This is a genomic window from Streptomyces sp. NPDC107581, from assembly GCF_055657175.1.
In genome coordinates this window covers 83,021-102,449 of sequence record NZ_JBVKBH010000008.1, presented here as the reverse complement: position 1 = coordinate 102,449, position 19,429 = coordinate 83,021, and the positions used below count along the sequence as shown (strand labels likewise).

General features: G+C 69.2%; 17 protein-coding genes and 1 pseudogene. 9 read left to right on the top strand and 9 right to left on the bottom strand.

All coding sequences use genetic code 11. The features are described from left to right. Positions 1-6: 6 nt before the first annotated feature. The 7 genes from ACZ7P3_RS21805 to ACZ7P3_RS21775 form a co-directional block, all read right to left on the bottom strand. The gene (locus ACZ7P3_RS21805; protein WP_472084062.1) at positions 7-951 is read right to left on the bottom strand and encodes a type II secretion system F family protein; all 945 of its coding nucleotides are present in this window, start codon (positions 949-951) and stop codon (positions 7-9) included. A 14-nt stretch (positions 952-965) separates the two neighbouring features. After that, the gene (locus ACZ7P3_RS21800) at positions 966-2,303 is read right to left on the bottom strand and encodes a CpaF family protein (RefSeq protein WP_472084060.1); all 1,338 of its coding nucleotides are present in this window, start codon (positions 2,301-2,303) and stop codon (positions 966-968) included. A 17-nt stretch (positions 2,304-2,320) separates the two neighbouring features. After that, the gene (locus ACZ7P3_RS21795; RefSeq protein WP_472084058.1) at positions 2,321-2,668 is read right to left on the bottom strand and encodes a TadE/TadG family type IV pilus assembly protein; all 348 of its coding nucleotides are present in this window, start codon (positions 2,666-2,668) and stop codon (positions 2,321-2,323) included. 1 nt (position 2,669) lies between these two features. Next, positions 2,670-3,053 carry a TadE/TadG family type IV pilus assembly protein gene (locus ACZ7P3_RS21790; RefSeq protein ID WP_472084056.1) on the bottom strand — a complete coding sequence of 128 codons (384 nt, stop codon included), beginning with the start codon at positions 3,051-3,053 and terminating at the stop codon, positions 2,670-2,672. A gap of 7 nt (positions 3,054-3,060) precedes the next feature. Then, the gene (locus tag ACZ7P3_RS21785) at positions 3,061-4,311 is read right to left on the bottom strand and encodes an AAA family ATPase (protein WP_472084054.1); all 1,251 of its coding nucleotides are present in this window, start codon (positions 4,309-4,311) and stop codon (positions 3,061-3,063) included. Positions 4,312-4,323: 12 nt separating this feature from the next. Beyond that, positions 4,324-5,028 (bottom strand): Flp pilus assembly protein CpaB, encoded by a 705-nt coding sequence (gene cpaB, locus ACZ7P3_RS21780; RefSeq protein ID WP_472084052.1) that lies wholly within the window; start codon positions 5,026-5,028, stop codon positions 4,324-4,326. Between the two features lie 69 nt (positions 5,029-5,097). After that, positions 5,098-5,940, bottom strand: coding sequence for a hypothetical protein (locus ACZ7P3_RS21775; RefSeq protein ID WP_472084051.1), 843 nt, complete (start codon positions 5,938-5,940; stop codon positions 5,098-5,100). 437 nt (positions 5,941-6,377) lie between these two features. Here ACZ7P3_RS21775 and ACZ7P3_RS21770 point away from each other — a divergent pair, with 437 nt between their 5' ends. The 5 genes from ACZ7P3_RS21770 (at position 6,378) to ACZ7P3_RS21750 (ending at position 15,853) form a co-directional block, all read left to right on the top strand. Further along, the gene (locus ACZ7P3_RS21770) at positions 6,378-8,075 is read left to right on the top strand and encodes a chitinase (protein ID WP_472084049.1); all 1,698 of its coding nucleotides are present in this window, start codon (positions 6,378-6,380) and stop codon (positions 8,073-8,075) included. Positions 8,076-8,242: 167 nt separating this feature from the next. Next, the gene (locus tag ACZ7P3_RS21765; RefSeq protein WP_472084047.1) at positions 8,243-9,499 is read left to right on the top strand and encodes a DUF1266 domain-containing protein; all 1,257 of its coding nucleotides are present in this window, start codon (positions 8,243-8,245) and stop codon (positions 9,497-9,499) included. A 476-nt stretch (positions 9,500-9,975) separates the two neighbouring features. Further along, positions 9,976-10,521, top strand: a complete 546-nt coding sequence (locus ACZ7P3_RS21760) for a hypothetical protein (protein WP_472084045.1) — start codon at positions 9,976-9,978, stop codon at positions 10,519-10,521. Beyond that, positions 10,518-11,129, top strand: a complete 612-nt coding sequence (locus tag ACZ7P3_RS21755) for a hypothetical protein (protein WP_472084043.1) — start codon at positions 10,518-10,520, stop codon at positions 11,127-11,129. The genes ACZ7P3_RS21760 and ACZ7P3_RS21755 overlap by 4 nt, the downstream gene beginning before the upstream one ends. Beyond that, on the top strand, positions 11,129-15,853 hold the full coding sequence (locus ACZ7P3_RS21750) for a putative T7SS-secreted protein (protein WP_472084041.1): 4,725 nt from the start codon (positions 11,129-11,131) through the stop codon (positions 15,851-15,853). The genes ACZ7P3_RS21755 and ACZ7P3_RS21750 overlap by 1 nt, the downstream gene beginning before the upstream one ends. A 375-nt stretch (positions 15,854-16,228) precedes the next feature. On the opposite strand, the pseudogene ACZ7P3_RS21745 reads toward ACZ7P3_RS21750, so the two are convergent. Next, positions 16,229-16,465 (bottom strand): annotated as a pseudogene (locus ACZ7P3_RS21745) (transposase); the annotation flags it as partial. Between the two features lie 96 nt (positions 16,466-16,561). Beyond that, a complete protein-coding gene (locus ACZ7P3_RS21740) occupies positions 16,562-16,978 on the bottom strand; it encodes an ATP-binding protein (protein ID WP_472084039.1) in 417 nt (138 codons plus the stop codon). A gap of 203 nt (positions 16,979-17,181) precedes the next feature. Between ACZ7P3_RS21740 and ACZ7P3_RS21735 the strand changes: the two genes are divergently transcribed. From ACZ7P3_RS21735 to ACZ7P3_RS21720, 4 genes are all read left to right on the top strand, one after another. Then, on the top strand, positions 17,182-18,033 hold the full coding sequence (locus ACZ7P3_RS21735) for a helix-turn-helix domain-containing protein (RefSeq protein WP_472084037.1): 852 nt from the start codon (positions 17,182-17,184) through the stop codon (positions 18,031-18,033). A gap of 8 nt (positions 18,034-18,041) precedes the next feature. Next, a complete protein-coding gene (locus ACZ7P3_RS21730) occupies positions 18,042-18,242 on the top strand; it encodes a DUF397 domain-containing protein (protein WP_472084035.1) in 201 nt (66 codons plus the stop codon). 84 nt (positions 18,243-18,326) lie between these two features. Beyond that, positions 18,327-18,605, top strand: a complete 279-nt coding sequence (locus ACZ7P3_RS21725; RefSeq protein ID WP_472084033.1) for a ribosomal protein L7/L12 — start codon at positions 18,327-18,329, stop codon at positions 18,603-18,605. A 169-nt stretch (positions 18,606-18,774) separates the two neighbouring features. Further along, the gene (locus ACZ7P3_RS21720; RefSeq protein ID WP_472084031.1) at positions 18,775-19,425 is read left to right on the top strand and encodes an HAD family hydrolase; all 651 of its coding nucleotides are present in this window, start codon (positions 18,775-18,777) and stop codon (positions 19,423-19,425) included. Positions 19,426-19,429: the final 4 nt, after the last annotated feature.

Here is a 19,429-nt window from a genome sequence, read left to right as displayed (position 1 = left end):
GCCCCCTCACACGTCGATCCGGCTCATCCGGCGGATGAGCACGAAGCCGACGGCGTACATCCCGAACGCGATGATCACGCAGCCCTGGCCGACGGGTGAGCCCGTCATCCGGTCCAGGGCGCCGCTCTTGACCCCGTTCATCAGGAACAGGGCGCCGATGCCGAGGACGGGGACGGCGTACGACGTCATGGTCACCTGGGAGAGCTGGGTGCGGATCTCGCGCCGGGTCTCCTTGCGTTCCTCCAGGGTCTCGGTGAGGTTCCGCAGGGCCGAGACCACCTGGCCGCCCGCCCGGTTGGACAGGACCAGGGTGGTGACGAGGACGACCAGTTCGCGGGAGGGGAGGCGGTCGGCCAGTTCGCCGAGTGCGTCGTCCAGGGAGTGGCCGATCGCCAGCTGGTCGGCCACCTTGGCCAGTTCCTCGCCGGCCGGGGCCTCCAGCTCCTCGGCCGCCATGCCGATCGCGGTGCGCAGGGCGAGGCCGGCCTGGGTGGCGTTGGCCAGGATGCGCGCCAGTTCGGGGAGCTGGTTGATGAAGCGTTCGATGCGTTTCTGCCGCTGCCAGTTGAGGAACTGGACGGCCGCCCAGATGCCGAGCAGACCGGCGAGCGGTCCGAAGAAGGGGGCCAGGGTGGCCTGGCCGATCAGCCAGAGCGCGGCGACCGCGGCGAGCATGCAGGCGAAGAACTCGCCGGGTGTGATGTCCAGTCCGGTGGCCGCCAGCCTCAGCTCCAGCTTCCGGCCCAGGGCGGTACGGCGCAGCCGGCGGTCCAGGGTGCGGAAGCGGCGCCGGCGGCCGGAGGCGGCGACGGCGCCCGTGTGCGAGAGGCGGTCGATCAGGGCGGCGCGCTGGGCCCGGCCCGAGGCGTAGGCGTGCACGCCGACGACGGCCAGGACGCAGGTCAGCAGGGCGACACCGGTGGTGACCTGGACGAGGGTGTGGAGTTCCATGGGGGGTGGCCTACCTACCTGGCTTCTCGGGTGGTGAGCTGGGCCGCGGAGTGGGCGACGCCGAACGCCTGCGGGATGGGCTGGCCCGCCATGTAGAGGCGGTCGGCGGTGCGGCGCGGCAGTGGGAAGTAGTCGAAGGCGCCGTACACCCGGCCGTCGGGGGTCATCGGCTGTGCGGTGAAGCGGGCCACGGTCGCCAGCCGGTACGGCTCGCCGCCGTGGCTGTCGAGCAGCGCGACCTCGGTGATGCGGCGGGCGCCGTCGGCGAACCGGGTGAGCTGGACGAGGACGTCGACCGCGCTGTTGATCTGGTCGTGCAGCGCCACGAAGGGCACCTCGACGTCGGACATGGAGGCGAGGGTCTGCAGCCGGGTGAGCGCGTCCTCCGCACTGTTGGCGTGGACGGTGGCGAGGGAGCCGTCATGGCCCGTGGACATCGCCTGGAGCATGTCCAGGGACTCGCCGCCGCGGACCTCGCCGACCACGATCCGGTCGGGCCGCATGCGCAGCGAGTTGCGGACCAGGTCCCGGATGCTGACCTGTCCCTTTCCTTCGACGTTCGGCGGCCGGGACTCCAGCCGGACCACGTGCGACTGCTGGAGCTGGAGTTCGGCCGAGTCCTCGATGGTGATGATGCGCTCGTGCTCCGGGATCAGCCCGGACAGGGCGTTGAGCAGGGTCGTCTTCCCGGTGCCCGTCGCCCCGGAGACGATGATGTTGAACTTCGCCTGCACCAGGCCCGCCAGCAGGAACACCATGTGCTCGTCGAGCGAGCCGAAGCCGATGAGTTCCTGCAGGGTGAAGGAGCGCGGGAAGCGGCGGATGGTGAGGGTGGGGCCGGTCAGCGACAGCGGCGGGATGATCACGTTGACGCGCTCGCCGGAGGGCAGGCGGGCGTCCACCATCGGGTTGGACTCGTCCACCCGGCGGTTGACCGTGGACACGATCCGCTCGATGGTCTGCATCAGCTGGTCCGCCGAGACGAACCGGAGCGGCAGCTGCTCGACCCGGCCGCCGCGTTCCACGAAGATCGCGTCCGGCCCGTTGACCATGATCTCGGTGATCGACGCGTCTTCGAGGAGCGGTTCCAGGATGCCGAGGCCCAGTGCCTCGTCCACCACCCGGCGGATCAGCTGGGAGCGCTCGACCGTCGAGAGCACCGGGCCCTCGCGGCTGATGATGTGTCCGAGGACGCGTTCCAGGCGGGCCCGGCGCTCCGCCGCCGCGAGCGAACTCATCTCCGCGAGGTCGATCTCCTCCAGCAGCTTGGCCCGGTAGGAGGCGACCAGATGCCCGTCCTCGCCCCGGCTGCCGTGCTCCTCGGGAGTGTTGATCCGTGCCCGCAGGCTCATGGTTCGCTTCTCCCGGGTCAGTGGTCGAGGGGCATGGTGGCGGACTTCTCGGCGGGGTCGAAGTGCCAGCCGGGGACGATCCGGGGGATGTCCACGGACGCGGTGACGGTGACCGTGTCGCCCCCCTCGGCCGCGGAGCACTCCACCTTGATCCCCCCGCTGACGGCCTGCGCACACGCCTGCTGCGCACCCTGGCGCAGCGAGGCGGCGCGCGCCCCCGCTCTCGCCGCCGTACCCGCCTGCTCGGCCGCGTAGGCGACCGCCCCGATCTGGAACCCGGCCAGCCCCACGATCAGCAGGACCGGAATGAACCCGAGGTACTCGATGGCGACTTGGCCCGTGTCGCGCTTCCGGCGGTACGACATCTCACTCCTTCACCTCCTCCACGGCACCGGCATGGCCGTGCACCGTGACGGGGAAGTCGATCGAGCCGGGGAAGAGGACGGGGACCTTGATCGAGACGTCCGCCGTCACATAACCGGTCCCGCCGCACCGGTCCACGCCGGCACCCCCTCGCCACGCCCCCGACAGATGCTTCAGGGCGGCCTGCCGGCATGCGCCGGAACGCTCTCCCCGCGGCACCGCCGTCCCCGCCCGTACCCCCTCGTCCGCAGCATTCCCCGCGAGGGTGTAGGCGTACCCCACGAGCACGCACTGCCACATGAGCACCAGAGTCAGGATGATCAGCGGAGCCATCCCGAGGAACTCGATGCTGACCTGCCCCCGGTCGTCCCCTCGCAGACGCCTCATCGCCCCCTCACTCCTTCCGCCGCCGCATGCTCACCGCACCGCGGTCGCCGCGCAGCCGGCCGCTTCCGCGGTGGGACCCCTCGGGCGGCTTCGCCAGGCCCAGTTCCCCGGCGAGCCCCCACAGGGCCTGCTTGACCGTGCTCCTGCCGTCCAGTTCGTGCAGGCGTCCGGCGTCCACGACCCCCTGCAGCTCCTTGAAGTTGGCGGGGACGGCCGTACGGGCCAGTGCGGTGCCGGTGATGCGCTGGATGAGCGCGGGCTGGATCTCCGTACCGCGGCTGTGGCGGTTGACGACGACGGTCGTCTCCTCGGCCTTGCGGATCTGCAGCCGGTCCCACATGCGCACGGTGCGTTTGGCGGCGCGTACGGCGACCACGTCGGGCGTGGTCAGCAGCAGGGCCGTGTCGGCCATCTCCACCGCCGCCGCACTGGCCCCGCCCAGCTGGGCGCCGCAGTCCACCACGACGACCTCGTAGCGGGAGCGCAGGGCGCTGATGATCTGGCGGGCGGCGCGGTCGGTGACCTCCTCGCCGCGCTCGCCCTCGGCGGGGGCGAGGAGGAGGGCGAGGCCGGTGTCGTGGCGGAAGACGGCGTCGGCGAGGACGCGGGGGGAGATGTCGGTGATGGCGGCGAGGTCCACGACCGAGCGGCGGAACTGGACGTCCAGGTAGGAGGCGATGTCACCGGCCTGGAGGTCGAGGTCGACCAGGGCGGCGGGCCGGCCGGAGGCCTGCGCGGCGAGGGCGAGCTGGATCGACGTCACGGTCGCGCCGACGCCGCCCTTGGCGCCGCTGACCGTGACGACCGTACCGCCGACGCCGCCGAGGACGTCGGAGCCGCCGTGTCCGAGGTGGCGGCGTACGCCGGTGGACCACTGGGCGACCGCCTGGACGCGGCTGGCGAGTTCCTCGTACGACAGCGGGAGCGCGACCAGGCCGCGGGCGCCGGAGTCCATGGCGGCGGCGAACAGGGCGGGGCCGGCATCGGTGGTGACGAGGATGACGCCGACGGCCGGGAAGCGCAGGGCGACCTCACGGATCAGCTCCAGCGCCGGGACCGGGCCGATGCGTTCATGGACGACGACGACCTCCGGCAGCTCGTCCACCGACTCGGCGGCCTGCCGGGCGAGGGTGTCGACCAGCTGGGTGGAGTCGGCGACGGGTGGCTGTGGTTCGGCGTCGGGGAGCTGGCTGAGCAGCGTGACGAGGGAGCGGACTGCGTCCGGGTCCGCGCCGGCCGGGAGGATCCTGGTGGGCATGCGGGCCGCCTCTCACTTGTCCGTCGCGAGTTCGTAGGTGCGGTCCTTGTCCGGGACCGTGGTCTCGCTGCCGGGGGCCACCAGGGCGAGCCGGACCCGCTGGGCGAAGGACTCGGCGTAGGTGATGCGCTGGGCGTCGAGGGTGGAGAGCGCGAAGGTGATGGGGACGGCCTCGGTGGGCTGCTGGTCCTTGTCCCGGTCGGGGTCGAGGGCGGTGATCTGGCCGACGTCGAGGACCCGGGCGTTGGTGACGATGATCTTCGACTGGTCGGGGTCGCCCTCCTTCTTCCCCTCGAAGGTGGCGTAGACGTTGACCCTCGACCCCGGGGTGATCTTGCCCGCGACGCCGGTCGCCGCGTCGATCATGATGGCGACCTCCTGCTGACCGGGCTGGAGGGCGGGCTGGTCGACGATCATGTCCGTCTGCAGCAGGGAGCCCGCGCGCAGGGTGGTCACGGCGATCTTGCCCTGGATCTGCCGGAGGTCGGTGACGGCGTTGCCGGACAGCCACCGCCTGGGCATCTCGGTCTTCTCGAACTGGCCCGTGCTCAGCGTCGTGTACGGCTTCACGTCGGACCTGACCCGATAGGCGGCGACCTCGGGTCCGACCTTGGAATTCGCGTCGTGGACGACGGACAGCACACCGGCGAACGCGCCGAGAGCGCACAGGACCGACAGGATCAGGAGTATCACGCCGCGGCGCTGACGGGAGTTCATGAACCGTGCAACCTCATTGGGGGAATCGGTCGAGCGGGATGGTGAGTCGCGTTCGGGCGGCGGGTCGGGTCAGGCGGGTGTTCGCTGTTCCAGGGCACGGGGGGCCGGGGCCTCGTACACGGGCGGGCCGGCGCTGCAGAAGACACAGCGGTCGCCGATGACGTCGATGCCGCACCAGTGGCAGCGGGACTGCCGTACCGAGGTGACCAGTTGGTAGAGGACGGAGAGGTCGGCGAGATGGCTGCAGAACTCGACCATCCGGCCGGTGCCCCACCACTGCGGGGACTCGGCGGGCAGCGGGGTCTCGCGCAGGCCGTGCGCGCCCCACTGCTCGGCGAGGCCGGCGACCCAGTCGGTCTGCAGCTGCCCCTTGGCGACGACCATCCAGGTGCTGAACTCGGGCCCCTTGAGTGTGGTGCCGGGGACGAGCCTGACGAGCTGCGGTTCGGGGTGGGCGAGCACGGCGAACTGGCTGCCCGGCACCCATGACTTGGCGTGCGCCTTGAGTCCTACGGGCACCCGGTCCAGCCGGGCGACCGAGCCGAGCACGGCGCCGGCGTGGATGTAGTGGGTGAGCAGCCGCCCGGCGGAGGCGAGCACGCCCGGGCTCAGATCGCACGAGGCGAGCTGCCGCAGCTGCCGGGCGAGGACGGCCGTGCCGAGCGGGGGCAGTTCGGGCCGGAAGAAGGCGATGCGGTCGCTCTCCAGCAGCGACCGCAGGGTGTGCAGCCGCCGTACGACGGGCTCCGCGGTGGCCTGGGAGCACACGACGACCACATGCCCGTACTGCTCGGTCAGGGCGTGCAGTTCGGTGAGCGCGTGGTCCAGCGGGCGCTGGTCGAGGTCGCTCAGCACCACGGCGGGCATGGTCCGCTCGTCCTGCGCCGGCAGTGCCATGTCGGCACTGGTCACGGCAATGACTGTTGGCACGCGCAGCTCCCCGCTCTTCACGCCCTGCGGCCCACCGGTGTCACTCCCATGCGCCAGGACGACTTCATTGCGTGACTACCTGAGCACTGTATCCACGCCCCAATGACCGGAGAACAGCGTTTGTGTAGCTCGTGTGGAACTCTTCGGGCACAAGTCCCGCCAAAACCGGACAGGTTGAGCGCGCGACTTTCGGTGCCGCACTCCAGGCGTCCTTCAGTGCGACGTTCCGCGCGACCTCCGCGCAACTCCCCTTCGGCGGAGATGGTTTTGGTCTGGACCTCTTGACAGCGAGATTGGTCTGGACCAACTTGTACGCCAACGGTGGCCACCGTCCCTCTCCCCCACCTCCCCCACCTCCCCCTCTCTCTTCCTCCCCGAAGACTTCCCCACCGGAGGCCCCAGTGGACCGCGCACCAGGCATGCCCAGACCACACGGACGGCGGATCGCGACATGGTCCGCCGCCACCGCCCTCGCCCTCTCGGTGGCCGGCCTCGCCGCCACCCCCGCGTCCGCAGCGGACGTCAACAACGTCAAGAACGCCGGCTACGAGTCGGGCCTGACCAACTGGACCTGTACGGCGGGCAGCGGTACGACGGTCCCGTCCCCGGTCCACGGCGGATCGTCGGCCCTGAAGGCGACCCCGGCCGGCCAGGACAACGCCCAGTGCACCCAGTCGGTGGCGGTGAAACCCAACTCCACGTACACGCTGAGCGCGTGGGTGCAGGGCGGCTACTCCTACCTCGGCGTGACGGGCACGGGCACGACGGACGTCTCGACGTGGACGCCCGACTCGTCGTCCTGGAAGCAGCTGTCGACGACCTTCACCACGGGCGCCTCGACCACGTCCGTCACGGTGTACACGCACGGCTGGTACGGCCAGGCCGCCTACTACGCGGACGACATCTCGGTCTACGGCCCCGACGGCGGGGGCGGCGGCGACCCGGCCCCCACGGTGCCGGCCGCACCCTCGGGCCTGTCGGTCTCCGGTACGACCTCGTCCTCGGTCTCCCTGTCCTGGTCCGCGGTCTCGGGCGCGACGGGCTACAACGTCTACCGCGACGGTACGAAGGTGTCGGCCGTGACGGGCACGTCGGCGACGGTGACCGGCCTTGCGGCCTCGACGTCGTACTCCTTCCAGGTGACGGCGACCAACTCGGCGGGTGAGTCGGCCAAGTCGGGTGCGGTGACCGGCACGACCCCGGCCACCGGGGGCGGCGGCGGAGGCGGCGCCGTGCCCAGGCACGCCGTCACGGGCTACTGGCAGAACTTCAACAACGGCGCGACGGTCCAGAAGCTGTCGGACGTCCCGTCCTCGTACGACATCATCGCCGTCGCCTTCGCGGACGCGACCTCGACGCCGGGCGCGGTGTCCTTCAACCTGGACTCGGCCGGCCTCGGCGGCTACACGGTCGACCAGTTCAAGGCCGACATCAAGGCCAAGCAGGCGGCCGGCAAGAAGGTCGTCGTCTCGATCGGCGGCCAGAACGGCACGGTGTCGATCAGCGACTCGGCGTCGGCGGCGAACTTCGCGAACTCGGTCTACTCCCTGATGCAGACGTACGGCTTCGACGGCGTCGACATCGACCTGGAGAACGGCCTGAACGCGACGTACATGACGCAGGCGCTGCGTTCCCTGTCGGCGAAGGCGGGCTCGTCGCTCGTCATCACGATGGCCCCGCAGACGATCGACATGCAGTCGACGTCGAACTCCTACTTCCAGACGGCCCTGAACATCAAGGACATCCTCACGGTCGTCAACATGCAGTACTACAACAGCGGTTCCATGCTGGGCTGCGACGGCAAGGTGTACAGCCAGGGCTCGGTGGACTTCCTCACCGCCCTCGCCTGCATCCAGCTGGAGGGCGGCCTGTCCCCGTCCCAGGTGGGTCTGGGCCTGCCGGCCTCGACGAGCGCGGCGGGCAGCGGCTATGTGTCGCCGACGGTCGTGAACAACGCCCTGGACTGCCTGGCCAAGGGCACGGGCTGCGGCTCCTTCAAGCCGTCCAAGACGTACCCCGACCTGCGGGGCGCGATGACGTGGTCGACCAACTGGGACGCGGCTGCGGGCAATGCGTGGTCCAGCTCGGTGGGGGCGCATGTGCACGGGCTGCCGTAGCGGGAGCCGCCGCAACCGCCCGGCGTGAGGACGACGCCCGTACCCCGCGGTGGGGTCCGGGCGTTGTCGTATGCGCGCTGCAGCTCGGCACGCATTCGGCCGGACCTCGCCACTGTGCCACGTATCGCATTGCATGCGTCAATGTGCTGATGTGATGATCCCGGATCATGTCATTCGGTCCGCCACCCACGCATTTCCAGCCGCTCGCACCACCCGCCTGGACACCGCCGACGGATGTCGAGCGGACCCTGTTCGAGACCAGGTCGCGCGAGGACTGGGCCGCGTACTTCGGGACGCTCGCCCGGCACAGGCTGTTCTTCGAGATACAGAAGGACAGGGCGGATGCGACGCCCAGTGCCACGTACGCCGTCTTCGGACACGATCCGCGTGTCGCCGGCGGGCGGATCTGGGCCGTGTACACCGAGGGCATGCTGCCCGCGCCGGAACCCCACCGGGTGTTCGACTGGAACTACCTGGAGTGGTTCGCCAAGGTGTGGAAGCCGACCGATCCGCCGGTGATCGTCGTCAATCCCGGAAGCCCGTGCGAGGCGTTCCTTCCCTCGGCGCCGCCGCATTCGGCGGCCTGGGCGCAGTACGGAGAGCGGGCTCCCGCCCGGAAACGGTCCCTGCGGTTGCGTACCCTGCGCGTCGGTGGGCCGCAGCACGGTCCCGTCGCCCACGGCCTCGCCTGTGGCGCGCTCCTGTGCGTCAACAACGGCTCCCTCTGGAACGCCATGGCCTGGCACGGCGCGGGATATCCAGGTGAGCGGGACCGGCTTCGCGAATGGTGGGGCATCACCACCCGCGAGGAGTGGCAGTACTACCTCCGCGACCTGCTCGCCTGCGAGCAGCACAGCTCGACCTGGGATTTCGCCCTGGGCCTGCGCCGCACCATCGCCCGGGACTTCGGCGGGCACGTCGACACGGGGTACTGGCGGCAGGCCGCCGCCGACATCATCCGTGCGAGGTCCGGGGGTTCGGCCGCCGTGTCCGAGGAGGGCGTCACCAGGTCGGAGCCCCGGCCCGAGTCCGAGGTCGCGGCCCACGTCGAGGGTGTGCAGCGGCTGATCGGGCGCATCACCCGCTATGAGGCACGGATGCGAGCCGACGGCGTACTCGGGGAGAACCGGTACGTCTCCTCCGTCGACGCCTGGGATCTCGGGCGCGCCTCGAAAATGGCCCGCTGGGGGCTGGGCGCCCGCTTCGGGACGCTGCAGGAGGCCGAGTCCGCCGTCGTCCGGGCGGGACGGTCGGCCGCACTCTCCTACAAGTCGTGGCAGGACTTCTCCGCCGCCTACGTCCTCGGGCGTTGTCTCCACTTCGACGACGAGGAGTTCGGTGACTGGTACCAGAACATGGTCGAGGCCCACCGGATCCTGATGTCCGAGCCCGGCAGCCCCTGGCTCGACATTCCCTTCCGATAGCGGACCGGACGGCAGGCGGCCACGCCGTGGACAATGCTCGTGATCAACCCCGAGGGCATCACCCGCATCTGTCGCGGCGCCCCGCCGGGCCTGCCCAAGGTTCGCCTGCACGAGGTGGTGCGCCGTCCGTGACGCGGAGAACGATCACCCTGGTGTCGCCGGGTGGGCGCGGGTGGCACTGCAGGCCGACTGGGATTTCGCGGGGGCAGGCGCCGAAGCTCGGGTCACGGGCTGCGGCTGGGGGCATCCCGAGTTCGTCATGCTCTCCATCGACGGAAGCGTCATCGTTCGGGGGTCACAGGGGCAGAAGTGGACCGACGTCTTCTCCTTGAAGGAGCCCCACCGCATCCCCTCGTTCAGCCGGACGTCGCCGTATGCGTAGTGCACATCTCCGGGGGACGTATTCGGCCAAAGTCCGTCGACCGGGTCGGGTACGGCGTTGCATCCTTCAATGTGCCGATGTGATGATCCCGGGCATGGCTGAGAGCGGGGGTGCCGCCGACCAGGCGGGCGAGATACGCAGGTCACGGCTGTCGGAGTACGCAGAGGTGGCCAGGGCGGGCGCACCCGACGAGGTATCTCCGGAAGTGCACCAGGTGTCTCCAAGCGTGCCTGCCGCCATCGTGCCCGAATCGGCTGACACAAGCCGCAGGCGCCGGGAGTTCGCCGCGTTGCTGGGCGAGTTCCGCCGTACGGCCGTGCTCGTCCCCATCGATGCGGACGAGAACCCCCTGACCGCCGACCACGGCGGCATCCGCTGGATCCTGGCCTTCTCCAACGAGCCGGCACTGGCGCGTTTCGCGATGGCGAGGGGTGAGGGCGACCGGGAGTGGGCGTACCAGCGGCTGCTGGGGGCCAGGTTGCTGGACGCCGGGGTCCCGGCCGTCGGGGTGCCGTGCGGGGTTGCCCTGGACGTCGGCACCGAGGGCGAAGGTGTGCTGTTTCCGCCGGTGTTGGGGATCGTGCCGGATGCGGCGGCCGTCGACCGGGCCGCCGGGACGAGGGAGGACGTGCCGCGGTGAGCGGAAGCGGGGGCAAGGACCTCAGGTCCGAGGGCCTGGACGAGATAGCGCAGGGCATCACGCTCACCCTGGCCGAGTTGAAGGAGCTGGGCATCGACAGTCTGGCGGGCGCGGGCCGGGGCTTCTCGAACCTGGAACTTTCGGGGATGCAGTTGGGGCACGAGGACCTGACGTCGAAGTTCAAGTCGTTCTGCGAACGGTGGGAGTGGGGCGTGCGCACGCTCGTACTGGAGGGCAACGCGTTCGCGCAGGACGTGGGCCTGGCGGCGGGCACGCTGTACGAGACGGACCAGTACGTCGGCGGGGCGCTGAAGGTCGGCGCGAACTCGCTGTGGGGCAACCCGTACATGTCCGAGGACGACGTCCAGAAGGAGAGCTGGCACCAGCTGGCGCGGAACGGCGCCGACGCCTACACCGATCCGGACTACAGCGGGAAGTCCTTCGAGGAGGCGTGGCAGCACACGAAGCAGGACGCCGAGAACGCCGGGCACGACGTGGTGACCGCGAAGTTCGGCCCGATGGGTTTCGGCTCTGTGGGCGTGAGCGCGGAGGACCTCAAGCACTCGGTCGAGGGCGTTGAGGGCGGGCAGGACGGGAGTGCCGGCTGATGGGGCTCGGTGACCTGACCAACTCGGTCGTGGGCGGGGCCGAGCACCTCGTCGACGGCGGCAAGAAGCTCGTCGGCAAGGGCATCGACAAGGCCACGGACATCACCGGTGACCTTCTGGACAAGGTCGGTGCCCACAAGTACGCCGACGCCATCAGGGCCGGGGGCGACTACATCGCCTCGGATCTCGGCGCCACTCCGGGCGAGATGCAGCTCGGTGAGACCGATCTGGCCTTCGAGCTGGTCCACGGCAACCCGAAGGACATCCAGGCCAGCGCCAAGCACCTGAAGGACTTCCACGCAGCCTTCGACAAGGTCGGCCAGGGAATGCGGAAGCTGGACTCCTCGTCCTGGCAGGGCGAGGCGGCCGACGCGTTTCGCAAGAAGTTCGCCGTGCACCCGGTCGGGTGGCTGCACGCGGCGGATGCCTGCCATATTGCGGCGGGCGCGCTGGAGAACTATGCCGACACCGTCACCTGGGCGCAGAAGCAGGCCCAGGAGGCCATCGAGCTCTACAAGAAGGGCGTGAAGGCGTCGCAGGACGGGGCCGAGGCCTACAACAAGAAGGTCGACGCCTACAACGCCAAGATCAAGGCGAACGAGGACCCGGGTCCGAAGCCGGGGCCGTTCCAGGACCCCGGAACTGTCGACATCAAGGCGGCGTCGGAGAAGCTCGCCACGGCCCGCAAGCAGCGCAACACCGCCGCAGGCATCGCATCGGAAGCCGTCGGCAAGGCCCTCGCCCACGCACCCGCCGAGCCACCCCCGCTCGCCCGTCTGAAGGCGGACGGCGCCGATGGCCTGGGGGCCTTCAACACCGAGGTCGTCCACCTCGACGGCGGCATCGTCAAAGGGGCTGCAGGCCTGATCAACTTCGCCCGCGGCCTCAACCCCACGGACCCCTACAACCTCACCCACCCCGCCGCGTTCCTCCAGAACACGAGCATGACGCTCGCGGGCCTGGTGTCCACCGCCACGCACCCCGACCGAACCGTGAAGACGATGTGGGACGAGTTCCGCAAGGACCCGTCCGAGTTCACCGGACGTCTGATCCCCCAGGCGATCGGCACCGACGGCTTGGGAGTGGAGACGGGCCTGGCGCGGGAGGCTGCGGAGGGGGTCGCGACCCGTCAGGCAGCGGAAGCGGCGGCCGGACGTGAGGCGGGAGCGGGGGCTGAGGCCGCCGAGAGCGCGGGCGGGAAATCCGCTCGGGAGCAGGTCGACGAGGACCCGCCGGCGACCTCCCACGACGAAAGCAGCACGGAGAGCGGGGGCACCGACCCGATCAACCTCGCCACCGGCAAGGTGTACCTGCCGCAGACGGACGTCACCCTGCCGGGCGTGCTGCCGCTCGTTCTCAAGCGGCGGGTGGAGTCCGGCTACCACCTCGGCCGCTGGTTCGGCCCGTCCTGGTCCTCCACCCTGGACCAGCGCCTGGAGATCGATACGGAGGGAGTCGTCTTCGTCGCGGAGGACGGCCTGCTCCTGGCCTACCCGCACCCGGCGCCGGGCTTGCCGACTCTCCCGAGCCATGGCCCCCGCCGGCCCCTCGACCGGGTGGACGGCGGCTACACGGTCACGGACCCGAGGACGCACCGTACCTGGCACTTCGCGGACCGCAGCGAGACCCTGTCGGTCCTGGAACAGATGGACGACCGCAACGGCAACTGGATCACTTTCGAGTACGACGCGGAGGGCACGCCGCTCGCGGTGGTCTCCAGCAGCGGCCAGACCATCCGCGTCACCACGGACGCCGGCCGCATCGTTGCTTTCCACCTGACGGCAACAGGGGAGGAGCTGAAGCGTTACGGCTACACGGACGGCAATCTGACGGAGGTCATCAACTCCTCGGGCCTGCCGCTCCGCTTCACGTACGACGAGGCAGGCCGAGTCACCTCCTGGACGGACACGAACGACCGTAGCTACACCTACGAGTACGACGACCGGGACCGCTGCACGGCCGAGGGCGGCTCAGCGGGTCACATGGCTCTACGCCTGACCTACGGGGACCCCGATCCGGATACCGGCCTGCGGACCACGACCGCCACGACCGGCGAGGGCCACACGCGCCGCTACCTGGTCAACAGCGCCTGGCAGGTGGTCGCGGAGATCGACGCCCTCGGTGCGACCACCCGATACCACCGCGACCGCTACAACCGCCTTCTCTCCCGGACGGACCCGCTGGGCCACACGGCGACGTTCCACTACGACGACGACGGCAACCTGACGTCGGCCGTACGCCCGGACGGCCGCGAGTGGAGAGCTGAGTACAACGAACTCGGCCTGCCCGTGAAGGTGGTCAACCCGGACGGCACAGTCGTACGCCAGACGTACGACGAGCGAGGCAACCGCACGTCGGTGACGGACTCGGCGGGCCGGACGACCAGCTTCACCTACGCAGAGGCCGGTCACCTGACCTCCGTGACCGACCCTCTCGGCCATACGACGAGAGTCGTCTGCGACCGTGCGGGCCTCCCCCTGGAGATCACGAACCCGCTGGGCGCGACCACCCGCTACGAGCGGGACGCCTTGGGCCGTCCGACGGCGGTCACGGATCCCACAGGCGCGACGACACTGCTGGAATGGTCGATCGAGGGCCATCCGACCCGACGTACGGCCCCGGACGGCACGACCGAGACGTGGACGTACGACGGCGAGGGCAACTGCACGAGCCACACCGACCCGATCGGCGGCGTCTCCCGCTTCGAGCACACCCACTTCGACCTGCTGACGGCGCGCACGGGCCCCGACGGTGTCCGCTACGAGTTCGACCACGACAGCGAACTGCGCCTGACGAAGGTCAGCAACCCGCAGGGCCTGACGTGGACGTACGAGTACGACGCGGCGGGCCGCCTCGTCACGGAGACGGACTTCGACGACCGCACGCTGACCTACACCTACGATTCCGCGGGACGCCTCACGTCGCGCAGGAACGTTCTCGGCGAGACGGTCTCCTTCGAGCGCAACGAACTGGGCCAGGTGACCCGCAAGGACGCGGCCGGCCAGATCACGACGTACGCCTACGACCTGACCGACCAGCTCGCGCGGGCAACCGGCCCCGACGGCACCACCCTCACCCTGCTCCGCGACCGCCACGGCCGGCTGCACTCGGAGACGGTCGACGGCCGGACCCTGAGCTACACGTACGACGCGCTGGGCCACCGTACCGGGCGCACGACCCCCACGGGCGCCGTCACCACCTGGTCGTACGACGCCACCGGCCGCCGCACCGGCATGGTGGCCTCGGGCCGCGCCATCGACTTCACCTACGACGAGGCAGGCCGAGAACTGTCCCGCCACATCGGCGGAACGATCACTCTGGAGCACACCTTCGATCCCCTGGGCCGCCTGACGACCCAGTCGGTGACCGGGGTGGAGGGCCGCGCGGTGCAGCACCGGGCGTACGCCTACCGCGCCGACGGCAACCTCATCGGCATCGACGACCAGCTCGCCGGTTCCCGCCGCTTCGACCTGGACGCGGCGGGCCGGGTGACAGCGGTCCACGCGGCGGGCTGGACGGAACGGTACGCGTACGACGAGGCGGGCAACCAGACACAGGCATCGTGGCCGGCGGACCACCCCGGCCAGGAGGCTGTGGGCATCCGCGAGTACACCGGCACACGCATCACACGTGCCGGAAACGTCCGCTACGAACACGACGCCCTGGGCCGCATCACACTCCGCCAGAAAACCCGCCTGTCCCGTAAGCCCGACACCTGGCGCTACGCATGGGATGCCGAGGACCGCCTCACCTCGGTGACGACACCGGACGGCACCCGCTGGCGCTACACCTACGACCCATTGGGTCGGCGCACCGCCAAACTCCGCCTCGCGGCAGACGGCGAGACAGTCCTGGAGCGGGTCGACTTCACCTGGGACGGCACCACTCTCTGCGAACAGACGACGAGGTCTCTGGACCTCCCGAACCCGGTCACCCTCACCTGGGACCACCAGGGCCTGCGCCCCCTGGCCCAAACGGAACGCATCACCGCGGCCGACGCGCCCCAGGACGAGATCGACTCCCGCTTCTTCGCCATCGTCACGGACCTGGTCGGCACTCCGAGCGAACTCATCGACGAACAGGGCGACATTACCTGGCGTACCCGCAGCACCCTGTGGGGAACGACGGCGTGGGCGGCGAACAGCACCGCCTATACACCCCTGCGCTTCCCTGGCCAGTACTACGACCCGGAAACCGGTCTCCACTACAACTGTTTCCGCTACTACGCCCCTGAGAGCGGTCGTTATTTAAGCCCGGATCCCCTGGGGCTCACCCCCGCCCCGAATCCTGCCACATACATTCTGAACCCACACACCTGGAGCGACCCTCTCGGACTTGCTCCTTACCGAGATTTCGCGCACGGAACTTCCAAGAAGTTCGCATCGGACATACTCGAGAACGGCTTGAGTGCAGATGCTGGACGCACCGCCACGCATGGGGGTTCGATGAGCAGGCCCGGCCATTTCTTCACACATGAGGTGGCCGGTGCACAATCACCCGGCTTCCAGTCCGCCTACGAGTGGGGTCTGCGAGTGGATCGTCAGTCTCCATCGACTATCGTCATTATGCGCCTCCCCGAGGCGACGTACCAGAGGCTCGTAGACCAGGGGCATGTCTTGATTCGCGAGGTGGGTGAGGGAGTCCCCGACGAGACCATATTCCATCCCGACGCATTCGAAACGATCAACGGAGAGGCGCAATGGCTGGGACCAATCACTCCATGACACCAAGCGAAGATCCATATCCCGCGTCGGCCCTACGCAAGACACAATGGGGGGCCTTCAGGCAACTGAGCGATGGGACCTGGCAGACGAATTGGCTTCTCACTTTGCACAGAAATCACGCAAAGGAATCCATTACGGTTCATCACGACGAATCTATCGGATTCACCTCAAGCATCCACTTCCTCGGAACGCACCGAGCTGATCTGCAGGTTCTCACACGAGAGCAGGCAATGTCAGCAGTAAACTATCCGGCAACCTACACGTCCTTCAGGATCGTAAATGACGAGCTAGCAGAGATCGAGACCATCCAAAGTTTGCCAAGAGATTGGTACCCCCCTTTTCGTAACAGGATCTAGAGATCTTTAACCACTGAGGTCACGGTGGGTGGAAGTCGAGTCCGGTCTTGGCGATGAGACCGTTGATGAGGCGGGGCCGGTACTGCATGCGTTTCAGCCGCGCCTTCACCCACTCGGTGAGCTGGTCCAGGCTGTGTTTGGTGAGGTTGGCCAGCGACCTCTTCAGGTGCGGCCACACGCCCTCGACGGGGTTGAGCTCGGGAGCGTACGGCGGCAACTGGTAGACGGCCAGCCATAATCGGGCGGCGATCAGCTCGCGGCCCGCGGGCCACACCCGTGTGTCACACCCGCGTCAACAGTGCCGGGTCCTTCTGGAAGGTGCGGTGCAGTGTCTCGTGCGACTGGCCCACCATCACGCCGCCTCCGTCAGCTCGCACCACACGTACTTGCCCCGTTTCCCGAACCGCGCCGACGGCTGCCAGCCCCACTGCTCCGCGCAGGCCACCACCAGGCCCAGACCCCGGCCCGCCTCTTCCAGTTCCCCCGCCCGGTCCAGCGGTTGCGGGGGCTCCGGCGGTCCGGGGTCCGTGTCCCACGCGCCGATCCAGACCACCCCCTCCGCCGTACGGCGAACCCTGAGCGCGGCCGGGCCCTTCGTGTGCCGTACCGCGTTCGAGACCAGTTCCGCCGCCAGCAGCTCCGCCGTGTCCACCAACCCGATCAAGCCGTGCAGCGTCAGGATCAGGCGCAGGGTGCGACGGCACACCGTGACCGCTCTGAGGTCGTTGGGGATGTAGAGGGTGTAGTCCCAGGACTCGGTTTCGGACATGCGTCAACTCCGTTCAGTGGGAGGGGATTTCGCGAGCGGTGGCATTGCCGCAGCCGTCATGACGGGACAGCGCGGTGCACTTCCGCTGTGTGCTTGCTACGTCACCGACGGTAGGGCATAAATTTCATTCGCGGCAAGCGGATCGCGTAACCTGACGCCCGAACGAGTCGCCTCACCAGAGCCGTTGAGGAAGGAAGGGCGCCGTGCCAGCACGACGGCATCCCACAGCACGCCAGGTGCGCCTGGGGATCGAACTCCGCAGGCTCCGCGAAGCCGCCGGACTGAGAGCCACCGAGGCGGCCGGCCTGCTCGGGGTGACTTCCGTGCAGATGAGCCAGATGGAGTCCGGGATCGCAGGGGTGAGCGAGCAGCGTGTGCGTCGGCTCGCCGCCAACTACGCCTGCTCGGACGAGGATCTGATCGACGCCCTGGCAGCCATGGCGTCCGATCGCACCCGGGGCTGGTGGGAGGAGTACCGAGGCGTCCTCCCAGCCGCGTACCAGGACCTCGCCGAGCTGGACCATCACGCGAGGTTCCGCCATGACGTGGCGGTCATCCACGTGCCGGGGCTCTTCCAGACGGAGGATTACGCCCGGGCCCTCTTCGCCTACATGAACCCTGAGTTCCCGGGCAGCGAGGTGAGGCTCCGGGTGGAGCACAGGATGAAGCGGAAGGTCGTCATCGAAGGAACGGATCCCATCCCGTACGAGACCGTGATCCATGAGGCGGCGCTTCGGATCAACGTGGCAGGGCGCGCCGCGACCCGGGCTCAGTTGCGCCGCATCCTGGAGATGTCCGACGCCGACCATGTCACGGTAGGGGTGGTCCCGTTCACCGTGGACGACTTCGCCGGAGCCGGAAGCACCATGGTGCACGTGGGCGGCACGATCCCACGTCTGGATACCGTCGTACGCGATGCCCCTCATGGCACCGCCTTCGTCGACTCCGAAGCACAATTGGAGCACTTTCGAACGCTCTTCCGTAGGGTTAAGGAACAGGCACTGCCTCCGCAGCAGTCACGTGACCTCATCCACCAGTTGACCAAGGAGCTGTGAGGACCGTCATGATCACCCCCACCTCGTGGAAGAAGTCGTCCTTCTCCGGCGGAGGCGAGGGCAACGACTGCGTCGAAGTCGCAGACATGGACACCCACATATCCGTCCGCGACTCCAAGGCCCCGGCCAGAGCCACCCTCACCTTCCCCGCCGCCTCCTTCGTCCCCTTCATCGAAGCCCTGAAAGAGGCTCGCCCCGCGGGGCTTTGAGTCGGAGACGGACGTCTACACGCACACGGGTCAAGAGCGTGTCCACGTCACGCAGCGCGGCCGGGGGCTTCTAAGATCATGGTCATGGACATACTGGGTTTCCTCGCTCTCGCCCTGGCCGTGCTCGGCCTCATGCTCAGCACCGTGAGCCGGTTCGGGCGGGCCGATGACCGTCTCGCGCGCGTCGAGCGCAAGCTCGACCTCGTCATCAAGCACCTGGACCTGCACGAGGAGCTTCCGCGGATGGACGAGGTGAACGCGCTCGTGCGCGAGGGGAAGAAGATCCAGGCGATCAAGGTGTACCGGGAGGCCACCGGCGCCGGCCTGAGGGAGGCCAAGGAGGCCGTCGAACGCATCGGCTGACGCTTGTCGGCAGCCGCCCGCCGAGCGCATCGGCCACCGCCCATGGAACGGACCGGACACCGCCTGCCAGCCGTCGGCCGTCAGCCGTCGCCCGCCTCGGACACCGGCGGCTCGCCGGGCGCTCGCGAAAGATCACCGGCGGGACCGGCCGGGCTCCTAAGCTGCCCGGATGATCAATCCCGTGGAACTCGTCATATTCGACTGCGACGGCGTGCTGGTCGACAGCGAACGCATCGCCGCCCGCGTCCAGGTCACCCTCGGCGCCGAGCTGGGCTGGCCCCTCACCGAGGGCGAGGTCGTCGAGCGCTTCATCGGGCGCTCGCACGCCGCCATCCGTGAGCAGGTCGCCGACCGGCTCGGCGAGGAGACCGCCGCGGTCTGGGCTGAGCGGTTCGAACGGCTGCACAGGGAGGCCGTGGACGCCGACCTCGCCCCCGTCGACGGGCTGCCCGAGGCACTCGACGCGATAGCCCTGCCGACCTGCGTCGCCTCCAGCGGCTCCCACGGCAAGATGCGGCACACGCTCGGTCGCACCGGGCTCTACGACCGCTTCGCGGGCCGTATCTTCAGTGCCTCCGAAGTCGCCCGCGGCAAGCCCGCCCCGGATCTGTTCCTGCATGCCGCCCGGCAGATGGGGGTGGATCCCGCCGCCTGCGTGGTGGTGGAGGACAGCCTGCCCGGCGTCCAGGCCGCCCGCGCGGCCGGCATGCGCGCCTTCGGATACGCCGGTGGGCTCACCCCGGCCGGACGGCTCGAAGGTCCCGGCACCACCGTCTTCCAGGACATGCGGAAGCTGCCCGCGCTCATCGCCGGGCAGTAGAGCA

What these genes read in the sequence shown, in the direction of transcription:
- ACZ7P3_RS21805 (WP_472084062.1), bottom strand. Translation starts at nt 951, where the DNA reads ATGGAACTCCACACCCTCGTCCAGGTCACCACCGGTGTCGCCCTGCTG.
- ACZ7P3_RS21800 (WP_472084060.1), bottom strand. Translation starts at nt 2,303, where the DNA reads ATGAGCCTGCGGGCACGGATCAACACTCCCGAGGAGCACGGCAGCCGG.
- ACZ7P3_RS21795 (WP_472084058.1), bottom strand. Translation starts at nt 2,668, where the DNA reads ATGTCGTACCGCCGGAAGCGCGACACGGGCCAAGTCGCCATCGAGTAC.
- ACZ7P3_RS21790 (WP_472084056.1), bottom strand. Translation starts at nt 3,053, where the DNA reads ATGAGGCGTCTGCGAGGGGACGACCGGGGGCAGGTCAGCATCGAGTTC.
- ACZ7P3_RS21785 (WP_472084054.1), bottom strand. Translation starts at nt 4,311, where the DNA reads ATGCCCACCAGGATCCTCCCGGCCGGCGCGGACCCGGACGCAGTCCGC.
- cpaB (WP_472084052.1), bottom strand. Translation starts at nt 5,028, where the DNA reads ATGAACTCCCGTCAGCGCCGCGGCGTGATACTCCTGATCCTGTCGGTC.
- ACZ7P3_RS21770 (WP_472084049.1), top strand. Translation starts at nt 6,378, where the DNA reads ATGCCCAGACCACACGGACGGCGGATCGCGACATGGTCCGCCGCCACC.
- ACZ7P3_RS21765 (WP_472084047.1), top strand. Translation starts at nt 8,243, where the DNA reads ATGTCATTCGGTCCGCCACCCACGCATTTCCAGCCGCTCGCACCACCC.
- ACZ7P3_RS21760 (WP_472084045.1), top strand. Translation starts at nt 9,976, where the DNA reads ATGGCTGAGAGCGGGGGTGCCGCCGACCAGGCGGGCGAGATACGCAGG.
- ACZ7P3_RS21750 (WP_472084041.1), top strand. Translation starts at nt 11,129, where the DNA reads ATGGGGCTCGGTGACCTGACCAACTCGGTCGTGGGCGGGGCCGAGCAC.
- ACZ7P3_RS21740 (WP_472084039.1), bottom strand. Translation starts at nt 16,978, where the DNA reads ATGTCCGAAACCGAGTCCTGGGACTACACCCTCTACATCCCCAACGAC.
- ACZ7P3_RS21730 (WP_472084035.1), top strand. Translation starts at nt 18,042, where the DNA reads ATGATCACCCCCACCTCGTGGAAGAAGTCGTCCTTCTCCGGCGGAGGC.
- ACZ7P3_RS21725 (WP_472084033.1), top strand. Translation starts at nt 18,327, where the DNA reads ATGGACATACTGGGTTTCCTCGCTCTCGCCCTGGCCGTGCTCGGCCTC.
- ACZ7P3_RS21720 (WP_472084031.1), top strand. Translation starts at nt 18,775, where the DNA reads ATGATCAATCCCGTGGAACTCGTCATATTCGACTGCGACGGCGTGCTG.